Source organism: Spirochaetota bacterium (assembly GCA_040756435.1).
Taxonomy (GTDB): domain Bacteria; phylum Spirochaetota; class UBA4802; order UBA4802; family UB4802; genus UBA4802.
This window is the reverse complement of record JBFLZD010000016.1, coordinates 17,914-32,751: the sequence shown is the minus strand read 5'-3', so window position 1 is coordinate 32,751 and position 14,838 is coordinate 17,914. Positions and strand designations below refer to the sequence as shown.

At 40.1% G+C, this 14,838-nt stretch carries 14 protein-coding genes and 1 CRISPR repeat array; of the genes, 4 read left to right on the top strand and 10 right to left on the bottom strand.

The window, feature by feature from the left end:
- Nucleotides 1–3: 3 nt before the first annotated feature.
- The 9 genes from AB1444_06350 to AB1444_06310 form a co-directional block, all read right to left on the bottom strand.
- Nucleotides 4–411, bottom strand: coding sequence for a hotdog fold thioesterase (locus AB1444_06350; protein MEW6526273.1), 408 nt, complete (start codon nt 409–411; stop codon nt 4–6).
- 42 nt (nt 412–453) lie between these two features.
- Entirely contained in the window at nt 454–1,734 is a 1,281-nt protein-coding gene (locus AB1444_06345) for a radical SAM protein (protein ID MEW6526272.1), read from the bottom strand.
- An 11-nt stretch (nt 1,735–1,745) separates the two neighbouring features.
- Nucleotides 1,746–2,261 carry a hypothetical protein gene (locus AB1444_06340; GenBank protein ID MEW6526271.1) on the bottom strand — a complete coding sequence of 172 codons (516 nt, stop codon included), beginning with the start codon at nt 2,259–2,261 and terminating at the stop codon, nt 1,746–1,748.
- Complete coding sequence (gene thiS / locus AB1444_06335) at nt 2,258–2,455, bottom strand: sulfur carrier protein ThiS (protein MEW6526270.1); 198 nt, start codon at nt 2,453–2,455, stop codon at nt 2,258–2,260. The genes AB1444_06340 and thiS overlap by 4 nt, the downstream gene beginning before the upstream one ends.
- A gap of 14 nt (nt 2,456–2,469) precedes the next feature.
- Nucleotides 2,470–3,189 carry an RsmE family RNA methyltransferase gene (locus AB1444_06330; protein MEW6526269.1) on the bottom strand — a complete coding sequence of 240 codons (720 nt, stop codon included), beginning with the start codon at nt 3,187–3,189 and terminating at the stop codon, nt 2,470–2,472.
- 1 nt (nt 3,190) lies between these two features.
- Nucleotides 3,191–3,970: an outer membrane lipoprotein-sorting protein gene (locus AB1444_06325; protein ID MEW6526268.1), complete on the bottom strand. Its 780-nt coding sequence runs from the start codon at nt 3,968–3,970 to the stop codon at nt 3,191–3,193.
- 151 nt (nt 3,971–4,121) lie between these two features.
- On the bottom strand, nt 4,122–4,523 hold the full coding sequence (gene aroH / locus AB1444_06320; GenBank protein ID MEW6526267.1) for a chorismate mutase: 402 nt from the start codon (nt 4,521–4,523) through the stop codon (nt 4,122–4,124).
- Complete coding sequence (gene aroA / locus AB1444_06315; GenBank protein ID MEW6526266.1) at nt 4,523–5,791, bottom strand: 3-phosphoshikimate 1-carboxyvinyltransferase; 1,269 nt, start codon at nt 5,789–5,791, stop codon at nt 4,523–4,525. Before aroA ends, aroH begins: the two co-directional genes overlap by 1 nt.
- A 126-nt stretch (nt 5,792–5,917) precedes the next feature.
- Nucleotides 5,918–6,127 (bottom strand): hypothetical protein, encoded by a 210-nt coding sequence (locus tag AB1444_06310; GenBank protein MEW6526265.1) that lies wholly within the window; start codon nt 6,125–6,127, stop codon nt 5,918–5,920.
- A gap of 250 nt (nt 6,128–6,377) precedes the next feature.
- On the opposite strand from AB1444_06310, the gene AB1444_06305 reads away from it, so the two are divergent.
- From AB1444_06305 to AB1444_06290, 4 genes are all read left to right on the top strand, one after another.
- Nucleotides 6,378–6,560 (top strand): hypothetical protein, encoded by a 183-nt coding sequence (locus tag AB1444_06305; GenBank protein MEW6526264.1) that lies wholly within the window; start codon nt 6,378–6,380, stop codon nt 6,558–6,560.
- Between the two features lie 177 nt (nt 6,561–6,737).
- Nucleotides 6,738–7,073 carry a cupin domain-containing protein gene (locus AB1444_06300; GenBank protein ID MEW6526263.1) on the top strand — a complete coding sequence of 112 codons (336 nt, stop codon included), beginning with the start codon at nt 6,738–6,740 and terminating at the stop codon, nt 7,071–7,073.
- A gap of 30 nt (nt 7,074–7,103) precedes the next feature.
- On the top strand, nt 7,104–8,690 hold the full coding sequence (locus AB1444_06295; protein ID MEW6526262.1) for a Na/Pi symporter: 1,587 nt from the start codon (nt 7,104–7,106) through the stop codon (nt 8,688–8,690).
- Between the two features lie 906 nt (nt 8,691–9,596).
- On the top strand, nt 9,597–10,271 hold the full coding sequence (locus AB1444_06290; GenBank protein ID MEW6526261.1) for a hypothetical protein: 675 nt from the start codon (nt 9,597–9,599) through the stop codon (nt 10,269–10,271).
- Between the two features lie 985 nt (nt 10,272–11,256).
- Nucleotides 11,257–12,279: a CRISPR direct-repeat array (repeat unit 35 nt; unit sequence GTCTCAATCCCCTATTAGCGGGGAAGTTTTCCTAC).
- 786 nt (nt 12,280–13,065) lie between these two features.
- Here the strand turns inward: AB1444_06290 and AB1444_06285 are convergent.
- Nucleotides 13,066–14,829, bottom strand: coding sequence for a sodium:solute symporter family protein (locus tag AB1444_06285; GenBank protein MEW6526260.1), 1,764 nt, complete (start codon nt 14,827–14,829; stop codon nt 13,066–13,068).
- Nucleotides 14,830–14,838: the final 9 nt, after the last annotated feature.

The window sequence follows — 14,838 nt, the reverse complement described above, 5'->3', positions numbered from 1 at the left end:
ACCTTATTTATGGTAAGCTACTGCATCTCCAATTGCAATAATGGCATCATTGTTCCCTCGCACCTCCAGTCGCCAGGAACTTATTTTCCTGCCCGCATGAACCAGCATGCATTCAGCAAATATCCGCTCGCCATCCATTGCCGCCTGCAAATACTGCAATGTCATGGTAAGGGCAACCGCCATAGTCCCCATTGAGTTACTTGCCACGGCAAATGCCTGATCAGCCACTGCATGAATAATACCGCCATGTGCTCGCTCAACCGCATTGAGGTATTCCGGCTTTACAGTTAAACCACAGCGTGCATACCCATGCTTAACATCCTCCACTTCAATTCCTAAAAATGTTGCCAGGGGGTCTTTCCCTACAACATCCTTAGCATAGCCAAGGGGATCCTGAACCATCTTTTCCATTTGTACACCTCAAATTTGTTCATTAATTAATCACACAACCTATCACAAATCAAATTTTGTGATAATCCCAAACTCCTCTTTTGGAGGATTGTAATACCCTAATTTCAGCTTAGGATATTTTGTTTGCAAAAGTTTTAGTAACTGTCGCACACCTATTGCTTCTTCATCCTCAAAACCAATATTGTCCAGATAATAATCCGGATCAATATTAAGATTACGCGTTTGTATCATATTCACCGGAAAGCTGTCAAGAAAAGTACATAATTGTTCAACCTCTGACTGTGCATCTGTGAAACCAGGTAAAAAGAAAAGATTAATTGAAACAAAAATACCAGCTTTTAAAGCTACCTCAATACTGCGCAATACATCCTTAAAGCCATAGTTTTTTTGGCGATAGTACCTGATATAAAAATGCTCCGTTGGCGAATTCATACTGATACGCACAGAATCAAGTCCTGCATCTATACATTGCTTCAGGGCTTGTGGCAATGAACCGTTGGTGTTCAGGTGGATGGTGCCTTTCGAAGTTTTACCTCGCACAATAGATATTGCTTTTGCTAAATCTTTTGCACGTAACAGCGGCTCACCTTCGCAACCCTGACCAAAGCTAACCACTGCTCTGTCAACCCGCTCAATGTGATACAGCATCACTTCAGCTATATCCTGAGGAGATGGTTGGCGGGCAAGCCTGTACTGTGACACATGCACACCGGTATCCTTTTGAAATGAAAAGCAACCCAAACATAATGCATTGCATGATTTTGTTGTTGGCAGCGGTGCCTCATAGCGGCTTAAGAAAAAATTACGTGCACACAGGCACCCATACTGTGTAGAACATTTAGCAAGCTGGCGTACCAGGCTGTTTGCAGGATACTGCTCTTTAACAGCTTTTATTTGTTTAAACAGTTCAATGTCATTGCGGTGTAACGCGGGGTCAGAGCGTGGATCAGGATCAATGCGAAGTGCTGGCACATAAAATGAATCCCCCACAAACACAAGACCACAGTAAGCCCATAAAGAAAGAACAGGCGCATCCTTAGCAGGTACATAGGCTGGCAGGTATGTGCGTAAATACCCCGAACTTAAAAACGAAGCAACTGCCCAGATTTCATTGCGGTTATACTGCGTTATTGTCTTAAAATTCTTCCCTTCAACAGGATAGCGTTCTGGCAATAGGTACAATGTACTGCCATCAGGAATCGGTATAAGCTCGTTTTCATCCACCTTTACAAACCTGCGTCCTGACCGGAAGGCTGGCAGCGCTGCAGGATGTTTGTATACATTACCGTCAGTGTCAGAAAATGCTAAATATAATTTTTTCATACCATTGCGCATTACAAATCCAGTATACCAATCCGCTTTATGCATGCAGATAATTTTTTATTATATTCTTTTTCTGCATGGCGCATGCAAGTGCGCAATTTATCCTGCTCTTTTTCTAGCTTTTTGTATTGTACATCTTTTTTTATTGCAGCTTTGTCTTTGCCCTGTTTCATCAGGGTTTCTTTATAGTGCAACCGTTTGTCACGCACACTACGCCATTGCTGTTTTAAAGACTGCATCTTACTTTTTATGGGCGATAGTTCATTGTCAAAATATTGCTTGAAGACTACATTGCTTGCAGCATGAAACTTTGCCAGCTTCTGCACCAGATGATCGCGGTATGCTATCCCCTTAGCGGTTAGTGTGCAGCAATTGTCCTTTATGGATATATATCCATCTTTGATTAATTCTTCAGGCAACTGTTGCCAGTTACTATCGCCACAGCAAAACAGCAGGAAAATAATGTGTTTAACCTCCTCACCTGAAAGAGAGGATTCCATTAAAGCAGTACGTATTTTTTCTATCATCCCCCACCAACAAACCGTGCTATTTCAAGGACATCGCCATCCTGTAACGTTTCGGTGGCATAGTTTTCCTTTTCCACAATACGGCCATTCTTCTCCACCATGATTTTTGAGGGATTAAAGCGGTATAAATCAAGAAGCTCTTTTAATGTGGTTTTTTCAAATTCAATATCTATGCCGTTTACCCTGATCCTCATACTGTTTCCTTTTTTTACATGTAGCCCCACTCATAAATAATAATCGCGGGTAATACTATAGCCGCCGTTTCAGCTCTAAGCTGTGTTGCTCCATAATATAATACAATCCAACCAAACTGTCGTGCAATTTCAACCTCTTTTTTTGAAAAGCCACCTTCAGGACCCGTCAATAGCATAACCTCGTTATGCTGCGAACTATTTTTCAAAAACTCCCGCAAATTCTGTGCCCGGGGATCAGCATGTGCCAGTATACCAACACCCTTAGATAATTGTAGCACATCAGTATATTCCATCACAGGGCTAATCCGGGGAACATCCTTCCGTAAACACTGCTTTGCGGCTTCACTGGCAATTTTTTGCCAGCGTTCTACTTTTTTTTCTTCTTTTTCCGAAATATCCGGTATTGTACGCTCAGTCACAACAGGGATTATGCTGCGCACCCCTATCTCCACTGCTTTTTGAATCATAAGATCAAACTTTTTACCTTTTAGCAGTGCTACACATAATGTCAGGTTTAAAGAAATTTCCGGATAATTAATGGTTTGCGTTATAGTAGCAATAATTTTTTGTTGTTCTATGTGTGCGATAGTAGCCCTGTAGCGTACACCTTCTGTGTCAATAACATCAATACTATCACCAACACGTGCACGACGCACCCTCACCAGGTGATAGTAATCATTGCCTTCTATTACTACTGTATTATCATGACGTGCACTGACAAAAAATTGTGCCACGCTAATCCCCTAATTTTTCAGGTCTGAATATTTCTGTATTAATGGTTGCCCCATCTTCTATTGAAGTAAATTCAAGTACGGTCATGGTGCCTCTTTTAATATTTAGCATATCATATCGTATAGGGAATGATCTACTGCCTTTTTGCCCAATCTTTGCAATGGAAAGGGTTTTAAATATTACTTTATCCTGATCGTGATAATCTATACGTAACGGAATATAATTTTGTTTGATAACATATAATGTAAGTTTGCCATACGCACCTGTTTTGTCAATGGGGTCCAGTGTCAGTTTATAGCAGTCCTGGTTTTTCAAAATAACCGATCCGTCAATGCGGGCAACATAATTACTCTGCAAATCTGCATTGGATAAATCTACATAAAAAAAGTTGGTTGCCAGTATATCATCAAATTTATCAATACCCATTTTATGGAAAAGTGCCCGTGCAGCCATATCATATACCCACAGGTCTTCACCGCCTATACGGTACAGTATCTTCTGCATACTTCCCCGTGCAGGTTTTACAATATCAAACAAAAACTGATTTTTATTAACGTACCCGGTTATCTGTAGTTTTTGCGACGATCCATCAGGTGTTATATGCATCATGTACCCTTTCAGTATCCCGTCAGGATACTCCATAATACGGTCAACGCGAGCTAACATTTCCTGTGCGGTCAGTTCTATTTCCCTTTCAGCCTGGGCAGCACCATGACCGTGTGCAAAAAAGATTATACTGATACCTAAAAGGATTACTATGATTAAAGTATGGCCATTTTTCATTACATATTCCCGGCACACATCGTTATGGATAACACTTTGTATAACTTCCGCAGCTTTATAATTAGAAAACCTTTATCATTCCGCATATGACCAGTGTTTAAAACAATAGTATAAGGATATAGCATACAGCATACTATTTGCAAAATATTTTTTACGCATGACTATCTGATACATAATATTTGTCCTGTACAGGCGTTCCTATATCAGGCCGTAATTTTTTTGCTTCCCGCAGATAAACATGAACTATCTCTTCAGGATTTTTATCAGTATTGATATGCAGCAATACCCTCACACACATCCCTAACGATCCTGGAACAGGAATCTCACGGGAACACAACAGTGGTATATGAATCCATCCTAACTTACGTGCTGCAACCGCGGGGAATTCTGCATTGAGGTCATCGGTCACAGTAAAAATGGCTGAAGCTATATCATTGGTCTGGATTTTATTCACAGTAATTATCGCCTGTAAAAGTTCTTCAGTTCTATGAACTATCTCTTCTTTTGAATTTTCGTCTACAGTAATTGCACCGCGCACTCCCCGTACTACCATTATTCCTCCTTGCGTATGCTGGCACCCAGTGCCTGCATAAGCTCTACAAAATTGGGAAATGTAACCCCTACTGATTCTGCAGTATCTATGATGGTACTACCCTCTGCAGCAAGCCCTGCAACGGCCAGTGACATTACCACCCTGTGATCATGATGACCGTTAACATGTGCACCACGCAATGCGCTTTTTCTAATGACAAGGCCATCGGGCAATTCTTCAATATCCGCGCCCATCTTTTTTAATTCAGCACACATCACAGCAATCCTGTCAGTTTCCTTTACCCGTGCCTGAGGCACATTGACAAGGCGCGTTTCACCATCTGCAAAACACGCACACACTGAAAGTGCAGGCAGTGCATCAGGCATGGCGTTGAGGTCAAACACACCACCTTTCAATGGTTTTCCGGTAATGGCGATAGCATCCGGCAAAATATCAACCTCGGCACCCATTGCTCTTAAAATGTTCACTACCTCTTTGTCGCCCTGGGTGTCATTAAAATCAAGTCCCTTTAATACAACAGTGCTTTGCGTTATGGCTGCAGCTACCATGAAAAACGTTGCCGATGAAAAATCAGCCGGAATGTATTTGGTGAAAGGTTTATAGCTTTGCCTGCCTTTGACAATAAATTGCTCATAGCCGGTATTGTGATACTCTATACCAAGCTCATTAAGCCACCACAGTGTCATTCCAACATAGGGGGCTTCGTTGAGCAGGGGCACATCTATGATGGTATTGTTCTTTGCCTTTGGTGTTGCCACCAGCAGTGATGAAAGGTATTGAGAGGTAATAGCTCGTATGGAAACATGTCCGCCAATGATTGGCCCCTGTACCACAACCGGGGGTTTGCCATTGAAACGGGTTGAAACAGCATATCCACCCAATTCCGTAATTGCATTGAGTAAATCTTCAGCAGGGCGGTTACGTATCTGATGATCTCCCGTAAATACTGTCATTCCAGGTATAAGGGAAGCCACTCCTATACCAAAATACAGTGATGTACCGGAATTGCCAACATCAATAACATCATCAGGCAATTGAGGCCCACCATTACTTTTAACAACCCACTCATGCTCATGTTCTTCAACGGTTGCACCAAACTGGCGTATCATGCCAAGACATGAGCGCGTATCGCTTGAATCAAGTGGCATCTGGATGGTAGATGTTCCATCAGCAAGCAGTGCACACACCAGTGCCCGTATGGTATGCGATTTTGAACCTGGAATAATTACCTGTCCGTGTAATGATGATGGAGTTACTATAAATTGCATTGTTTACACTTTCACATTTTTTTTAACGAATACATGTATACACCTACCTCAGGCAGGAGTATACCTATCATTCAATTATATCATTGTTTAAAAATTAATTATTTTTGTGAGTGATAATTGAATCAATTACTGTAATTTTTTGTCAACAGATTTTAAAGAATATTTTTGGATAAGTTCTTCCTTTTTTTCTCCTGATAATGATTTCATATACATTTTCCAGCCCGGGCAAAAGTTAATATGCCACCGCCAGAATCTACCTACTAGCGAACCAGGATTCTTGTCATAGCGTGCCCGTAGAGCACATGTTTCACATTTCATCGCTTTTGAAGTAGCCATTGTTTTTACCTTCTCAAAATTACTTTAAAGAATTCTATTTTATTGAATTTTAAATAAACACTTTATTTATCATCCTGTCAAGCTAATAACACCAAACGGTATTTGACGTATGAATCATCATGCAAACTGCATCGGTTTTTTTCTAAAAAGAACAGGTCATTAAAATAGGAATAATCTAATGGTTTTTTTGGATTAATGAAGATGCAGCATACACTTTGAATACTATACTGTTATCCGGGAATAAATAGCAATGGTACTAAATATTAAAAATGCTAACCACAATCAGGCCATTGAAGTACCTGATGTGCGCAATCAATTAACAGGACATTTTAATCCTGGTTCTATGAAACCACAATTACTTATCAGATTTGGTAATGCAAAACCTTTGCCATATTCACTAAGGCGCCCAATTAATGTAATAATAACTATGTAGTAATAGTACCCCGCTGTCTTCGTCCGAATTAATATAGAGCATTTCTTATCTAAAAATACGTACGGAATTAATTCTGTATACCAATATAAAAACCTCTTTTTTAATTGACACCACCCGTATGCAATATAGTAAAAAATCTTTTATACGTGGAAATTTATATATCAGAGTTTTAATAGTATGAAAACAAAAACAATTGCTAATCCATCACCTGATGGATATGTTACTGTACTTGATGGTATCCAGCGTAAAACTCTTGTCTATGGTACCCATACATTAATGACCCAGTTTAGATTACAAAAAGGAAAAATATTACCCATACATAAACATCCCCACGAGCAAACGGGATATCTGGTAAAAGGGCATATTATCCTGATCATGGATGGGCAAACATATGATATGAAACCTGGTGGTAGCTGGTCAATACCCGGCAATATAGAACACGGAGCAGAAGTACTGGAAGACTCAATAGCAATTGAAGTATTTTCCCCCGTACGGGAAGATTACGTGCCATAATGCCGATAATTATCACAAAGTAAAGCCGGTATGAATATTTCAGATATTATAACAGCAATTGGCGGCATAGGGATACTCCTTTTAGGCATTGTCCTTATGTCCGAAGCAATACAAAAATTGGCCGGTCCTGGTTTTAGAAAAATCCTTGCAAACCTTACCGGTGGAAAGTTTAAGGCACTGTTCACCGGCATGTTGGTAACCACCATCATACAGGCATCCAGTGCAACAGCCATTGCCACAATAGGATTTGTCAGTGCAGGGCTTATCACCATACCACAAGCTCTGGCAGTCATCTTTGGCGCAAATGTAGGCACTACTGCCACCGCATGGCTTGTTACAATTTTTGGCATTCAATACAGCATTGGGCAATTTTCGCTACTTTTTGTTGCCTGTGGTGTCTTCTTAAAAATACTATATACTGACCATCGATCTGATTTTGGTTCGCTTTTGGCTGGCTTTGGCCTCCTTTTCTTTGGCATTACCATTATGCGTCAGGGGCTTGCACAGTTGCCGCAGTCAATTAATTTTACTGCTATCTCGGGACATGTCATTACCGACAGGCTGCTTCTATTTGCAATAGGTTTTATACTCACAATTGTAATGCAATCATCCAGTGCCGCAGTGGTGCTGGCACTGGTGGCATTGAGTAGTGGGACTATCAGCCTTTTTCAGGGGCAGGTTCTTGTTATTGGCATGAATGCGGGGAAATCGGTACCAATACTTTTTGCAGCCATTGGCGCAACTCCCGATACCAGGCGCATCATTGTTGCCGATGTTCTTTTTAACACAGTAACTGCGTTACTTTTATTTGTGTTATTACCACAACTATCGCCACTACTTTCTTCATTAAGTAATGCCTTGGGGGCGATAGCTCCTGAAATAGAGCTTTCAGTGTTCCATACACTCTTTAACGTCATTGGCGTGTTGCTGTTTTTCCCATTCATTACTCCGTTTGTGCGATTTTTGAAAACATTATTTGCCGATACCACGTTTTACCTTACCCAGCACTTAGACGATGCCATAGCCACCTCACCAGCTATTGCGGTTGAAACAGCACGCCGCACAGTGGTAGACATTGCGTTGTATATTATCCAGATACTCAAAGACATGCTGCAGAAAAACGGCAGCGATATTACTCACAGACTTAAAACAGCACTCATAGCCCTTGAAGAAACAAAACATTTCATGAGCAAGGTAAAAACTCCACCTCAGCAAAAACAGCTCTACGATGAGCATATTTCGGTACTTCATGCCATTGATCATTTATCAAGCATCATTGAAGCCTGCCAGGAAGCACACACTATTGCCCTTTTAAAAAACAGCACAAACTTTTCCGATATGAAATGGAATTTTAATACTGAGCTTGCTGAATCGGAAAAAGCCTTAAAATCAGAAAGTTCAATAGATAGTGTTGAAAAGATACAGGAACTATCGCAATATCTGGCAAACGCCCGCAAACTGGAGCGAGTGGAAGTACTTAAAAAAACTGCCACAGGTCAACTTGATTCTCATACTGCACTTGATTATATTGAAGCAATACGATTTATTGACAGGTTGGGGTACCATATTTGGCGTGTGGTTCGCCACTGTATAGCACCTGGCGATAGTAACTATTAAAACATTGGCTCATTATCTAAATCTTTATATAGAAATAATACCATTCACTCATCACCCTTCACATTTCACGCTACTTACAAATTCGACATACGACAACTATATCAAACCCCAGCGGGGTGCATTATTGTAAACATCAGCGAAATATCACCACCCCACTGAACCCCAGAGGGGATGACATTACTGTAACCTCAGGCTGAGTAACACACCATCCAACCCACTGAGTGGGTGACATTACTGTAACAGCGATATACAACCACCTCACCAATCCCCGGAGGGGATGATACTATTGTAACCACCATCGGCATATCACCACCCCATCAAACCCCGGAGGGGTGACATTATTTTAAACATCAGCGAAATATCACCACCCCACTGAACCCCGGAGGGGTGACATTATTGTAACAGTACCATACAACCACTACATCAATCCCCAGAGGGGATGACATTACTGTAACCTCTGGCTGAGTAACACACAACCCAACCAATGGAGTGGGTGACATTACTGTAACAGCGATATACAACCACCTCACCAATCCCCGGAGGGGATGATACTATTGTAACCACCATCGGCATATCACCACACCACCAAACCCCGGCGGGGTGACATTATTGTCTTAAGGCTACCTTGATTGTTTCGTAAAATAATATACGGTAACAAGTAATGTTTTATTATTGTTACCCTCACATTAATGGTTTTATTATAAAATTTTTTCAAAAATTTTAAAAAATTTTTTAATTTTTTATTTTAAAAGCGTTGTATAGATATGAAACACTGTGATGAAATGCAAGATGTATGTATGTGTACTACAATAGCATTTTTATTTTATGCTACACGGTATGGTAAATATCATCTTGACATTTCATTACCTATGTGTTACACTTAATAAATGGAAGGAGATAAAAAAAATGGGTCAACATTTCTCAGCCGATGTATATGACATCTTTGAACAGGCGTTTCATGGTAAAGAATATGCCAAAAAGGTACTATACGCACTGGAAGAGGTTATAGTGGATACAGTACATGACACCTGGTATAAAACAAAAGAGGAATTAAAGGCAGAAGTTTTAAGCCATTATGCTACCAAGCAAGATTTGGAACAAGTACGTATTGAACTGGTAGGAAAATTTGATACATTGTATCAAAAAACAGAAAAAGATAAAGCTGAATTGTTGGGGGCTTTACAACAAACCAGAGAAGAACTCTTAGGTATAATGAAACAGGATAAAGCTGAATTACTTGGTATAATGCAACAAAATAAAGCTAAACTGTTAGGAGCTTTACAACAAACCAGGGAAGAATTACTGGGTATAATAAAGCAGGATAAAGCTGAATTACTTGGTATAATGAAACAAGATAAAGCCGAATTGCTGGGAAAATTTGATGCATTGTATGAGAAAACAGAAAAGGATAAAGCTGAACTGCTTGGAATCATGAAGCAGGATAAGGCTGAAATCTATTTACGAATAGAGCGTTTGGACAAAAAATTCAGTATTTATTTTGCAGCATTATTTTTTATTGTCATTTTCCTAAATCAGAACGCATTAGAATTTTTGGTAAAGGTGATAGGCTTGGTTAAATAGATTGTTTATTGTGCATATATTTATAAAAAAACACAGGTAAATTTACTACCTGTGTTTTTTTATTATTTATATTGAAGTTTAAATTTATCATACAATATTTAAATGACTTTCTATTACAATGTAGTCATATTTTTTTTTATACGTCGCTGCCAACAGGACCACAAACCCATCAAACCCCAGTGAGTATGACTCACCATAAATCTTAGGAAGGTTAACATTACTATAACCCTAAATGTCTGACACATCCACACAACCCCAGCGGTGTGATATTATTTTCAAGGCAATAACCCGCCAAAATAAAAAACCCACAGAGTGGGTGACATTATTGTAAACACCAGCGAAATATCACCACCCCACTAAACCCCAGCGGGGTGACATTATTGTAAACCCCCTATCAGCGGGGTGCTTCGACTAGCTCTTACGTTACCCATCAATGTGTTCAGCAACTGTACTTATTGCTATTCACCGTCTCAATCCACGGACTAGGTGACATTAATTTCAAGGCATTAACCCGCCAAAATAAAAAACCCACAGAGTGGGTGACATTATTGTAAACACCAGCGAAATATCACCACCCCACTAAACCCCAGCGGGGTGACATTATTGTAAACCCCCTATTAGCGGGATGCTTCGACAAGCGCTTACTCTATCCCATAAATGTGCTCAGCAGCCGTACCCATTGCTATCAACCATTATAACTTGCAGAGAATACACCCTTCACCCATCACCCTTCACATTTCATGCTTCTTACAAATTCGACATACGACAACTATATCAAACCCCAGCGGGGTGACATTATTGTAACCCCCCTATTAGCGGGGTGCTTCGACAAGCGCTTACTCTATCCCATAAATGTGCTCAGCAGCCGTACCCATTGCTATCAACCATTATAACTTGCAGAGAATACACCCATCACTCATCACCCTTCACGCTTCTTACAAATTCGACATACGACAACTATATCAAACCCCAGCGGGGTGGCATTATTGTAACCACCTATTAGCGGGGAAGTTTTCCTACAGAACAAGGATTTATTGGAGTATATGAACGGTAAGCAAGAAGTCTCAATCCCCTATTAGCGGGGAAGTTTTCCTACGAGAAATTGAACGTCTTGCAATTCAATATTGCGAAGACGTTGTCTCAATCCCCTATTAGCGGGGAAGTTTTCCTACTTTTTCCAGGAGGTATCGTAAAAGTACAGTATATATAATAGTCTCAATCCCCTATTAGCGGGGAAGTTTTCCTACTTATTTCTCACGGAAGATATTTTCGAGAGCAAAGGGTTTGGCGTCTCAATCCCCTATTAGCGGGGAAGTTTTCCTACGCATTGTAGTTGTATTGAAAGATTACAGCTATGACAGTCTGTCTCAATCCCCTATTAGCGGGGAAGTTTTCCTACAGGCTATGAATTACAGGAAGAAGTTAAGCAGTAATCTTGAGTCTCAATCCCCTATTAGCGGGGAAGTTTTCCTACGTTTATGAAGTTATTAGTTTCGAAGTTCATAAAGTAAAAGTCTCAATCCCCTATTAGCGGGGAAGTTTTCCTACTAAAATTCAAGCCATACAACGTCATCTTGAAGTACAAGCGTAAGTCTCAATCCCCTATTAGCGGGGAAGTTTTCCTACACACACAAGCAGAATTACTTATTCATATTATTTAATGGGGGTCTCAATCCCCTATTAGCGGGGAAGTTTTCCTACGGGGCTAACTTGTAAAAAACAGGTTAGCCTTTTTTATTTGTCTCAATCCCCTATTAGCGGGGAAGTTTTCCTACTACTCCCATAAACAGGATAACAATCATACCAGTTTGTACCACGTCTCAATCCCCTATTAGCGGGGAAGTTTTCCTACCATGCCACTACTTATTCGTAATTTCCCGGCAATCCATTCGGGCGTCTCAATCCCCTATTAGCGGGGAAGTTTTCCTACACTTCTGTTGCTCAATTAGCGAATTTCTGCGGGATAAGTTCTGGTCTCAATCCCCTATTAGCGGGGAAGTTTTCCTACTCTTGGGGTTGTAACCTCTGGAATTTCCAGCGTTTTCAAGCCATTTTCCGCCAACCTCCCCAACAAATTGCAAAAAAATGTTGGCCCTTTTGATACAACACTTGTAAAGCCTGGAATTTCCAACACTTTCGTCGCCGCCAACCTACCCCAAAAATGCCCGTTTTATGTCACTTTAGTAGGTTCGCGGAAGCCAAAACCCCCTCTATTTATACAGTTTCCAAAGAACTGTTCAGTTTGATTAGCTTTTTAAAGCTTTTTAATATTTCTATCACTATCTTTTCTATTTGTCAATCACTTTTTTTATCGCATACAATTTTGATTTGCAAGTTCAAGTTTGATGTGCACCATTTAATTGCTCCTCTAAAACCTCATACAAAGATTTCCATCTTTTAAAATTAGATGGTGGTGTATTGATTTGTATAGGCATTTTCAAGATTAATTTTCCTTTTTCCTATCTAACGAAATCTTTTAGAATTACCCCTATCACAGTGCACTTTCTTTTTCCAAACGACAACAAAAGAAACTACCAGAAAAAATCATCAAAACCAATATTTAATGAAGTCCTTTCCAATTTAGCGTGCTTGACACAGTGAGTAATTAATAGGGACTATTTTTGTTTTGCTACAATTTATTACAAAAATCCTGTTATAAATAGTAAGAGTGTTAGATAGAATTCTGTTTTTTTCAATACCACATACTTAAAAAAAAAGCCGTCCCACAGTTTGTTTTGAGACGGCCTGTATGTACATTAAAACAATAAAAACCTTGTTTAAGTAACGTTATTTACTATAAACCCTGAAAGCAATCCGCAATATGATCGTCAGAAAGCTTCTTTGTAAATAATGAAACAACAAGCGTTACAACAAGTGAAGTTGGGAAAGAAATAAACATTGGGTCAACCATTGTCCATGGTGACGAAAGCAGTGTGGGTTTCCCAAACAGTGCCTGGCAAAGACCTATGGCCATTGCCTCCTTTTCAAGAACAAATACCAGCCAGAAGAAGGCAACCGTAAATCCCGAGAGCATTCCTGCAACCACACCTGCTTTGGTAATCCGTTTTAGGTACAGTGCACTTATGTATGCTGGTAAAAATGTTCCTGCACACAATCCAAAGAAAATAGAAGTACCCCGCGCAATAATAGCTTCACCTTTGGAATATATAACCGGCAGAAAATATGCCAGCACCAAACTCACAAGAATTGTTACACCAATACCCATCTTGTTGATGAAGACACTTCGCTCTTCTGCAGCCTTTTTATCTTTAAGTATCTGCATGTAAAAGTCGCGCCCTATTGCAGTACCCATTGCATGAAACTGTGAGCTCAATGTTGACATTGCAGCAGCAAGTAATGTCAGCATGAATAATACCGCAAACCAATGGGGCATTGCCTGTTTTACAAACTGCGGGATAATATTTTCAACAACCCCTCCCGCAGCTACTATCGACAATGAGCCTTTTATGGTTTCCTTATGGGGCACATCTTTATGAAGATCAATCTCATCGCCTAACTTTATGTCTTTGAATTGGGCTTTAAACTTTTCAATATTCTTTTCATCAATTTTCACAATCTTTTTGCCGGGACATACTTCTAAAATAGCTCCACTGATCTCACAGTACTTGACGCCTTTCACATTCTTTGTAAACCATACATTGGAAAGTGCACCGGAAGTAAATGCAACGCCAGTCATAAGTAGTATAAATATTCCACCAATGGCAACAGCGCGGTTAAGTTCCCGGTTGCTTTTTACCGTCATAAAGCGCACCACAAGCTGTGGCTGTGCCAGTACGCCAATACCAACACCCATAATGATAGTTGAAACCAGTGTCCACCATAAGTCAGAACCAAATGCTGGCATGGATGTCCATCCCATATGCCCTTTTGCAGCCAGTGGTGGTGGAGGTGTAAGCTTTGTAAGCTCGGCATGTCCTTTGATAATACCGCCCACATCATAATAGGTAAATATAATGAGTGCGAGCATCCCTATTGCCATTATGCTACCCTGGAATGCATCAGTATACATAACGCCTTTTAACCCACCCATAATAACATAGACAGCAACAATTACAGTAAAGAAAAGCAGTGCTGTGGCATAATCTATTGCAAACTGTTGTTCAATGTATTTTGCCGCACCTATGAGCACTACAGATGCATACAAAGGCATGAATAAAAAGATTATAATCCCCGCAAATTTTTGAACAAACGGTGATTGAAACCTTCTTCCTAACAATTCGGGGAATGTGTGTGCATCTAAATGATATCCCATGCGGCGGGTACGTTTGCCAAAGAAAATAAACGCAATAAATATCCCCACAAAAATATTTAAAAATGTCAGGTATAAAAGTCCCATACCAAAGACACCTGCAGCACCTCCAAATCCAACAATTGCTGATGTGCTTATAAACGTAGCACCGTACGATAGTGCCATAATGAAAGGATGTACCTTACGCCCTGCAACAAGATAGTCTGATGCTCCTTTTGTGTGACGATATCCCAAATATCCTAAAAATGCAACAATGCCCAAGTACACAAATACCCAGAAAATAGTCATAGCTCACCT

Excerpts from the sequence above, each read along its gene's own strand:
- AB1444_06350 (MEW6526273.1), bottom strand. The coding sequence starts at position 411 with ATGGAAAAGATGGTTCAGGATCCCCTTGGCTATGCTAAGGATGTTGTA.
- AB1444_06345 (MEW6526272.1), bottom strand. The coding sequence starts at position 1,734 with ATGAAAAAATTATATTTAGCATTTTCTGACACTGACGGTAATGTATAC.
- AB1444_06340 (MEW6526271.1), bottom strand. The coding sequence starts at position 2,261 with ATGATAGAAAAAATACGTACTGCTTTAATGGAATCCTCTCTTTCAGGT.
- thiS (MEW6526270.1), bottom strand. The coding sequence starts at position 2,455 with ATGAGGATCAGGGTAAACGGCATAGATATTGAATTTGAAAAAACCACA.
- AB1444_06325 (MEW6526268.1), bottom strand. The coding sequence starts at position 3,970 with ATGAAAAATGGCCATACTTTAATCATAGTAATCCTTTTAGGTATCAGT.
- aroH (MEW6526267.1), bottom strand. The coding sequence starts at position 4,523 with ATGGTAGTACGGGGAGTGCGCGGTGCAATTACTGTAGACGAAAATTCA.
- aroA (MEW6526266.1), bottom strand. The coding sequence starts at position 5,791 with ATGCAATTTATAGTAACTCCATCATCATTACACGGACAGGTAATTATT.
- AB1444_06310 (MEW6526265.1), bottom strand. The coding sequence starts at position 6,127 with ATGGCTACTTCAAAAGCGATGAAATGTGAAACATGTGCTCTACGGGCA.
- AB1444_06305 (MEW6526264.1), top strand. The coding sequence starts at position 6,378 with ATGGTACTAAATATTAAAAATGCTAACCACAATCAGGCCATTGAAGTA.
- AB1444_06300 (MEW6526263.1), top strand. The coding sequence starts at position 6,738 with ATGAAAACAAAAACAATTGCTAATCCATCACCTGATGGATATGTTACT.
- AB1444_06295 (MEW6526262.1), top strand. The coding sequence starts at position 7,104 with ATGAATATTTCAGATATTATAACAGCAATTGGCGGCATAGGGATACTC.
- AB1444_06290 (MEW6526261.1), top strand. The coding sequence starts at position 9,597 with ATGGGTCAACATTTCTCAGCCGATGTATATGACATCTTTGAACAGGCG.
- AB1444_06285 (MEW6526260.1), bottom strand. The coding sequence starts at position 14,829 with ATGACTATTTTCTGGGTATTTGTGTACTTGGGCATTGTTGCATTTTTA.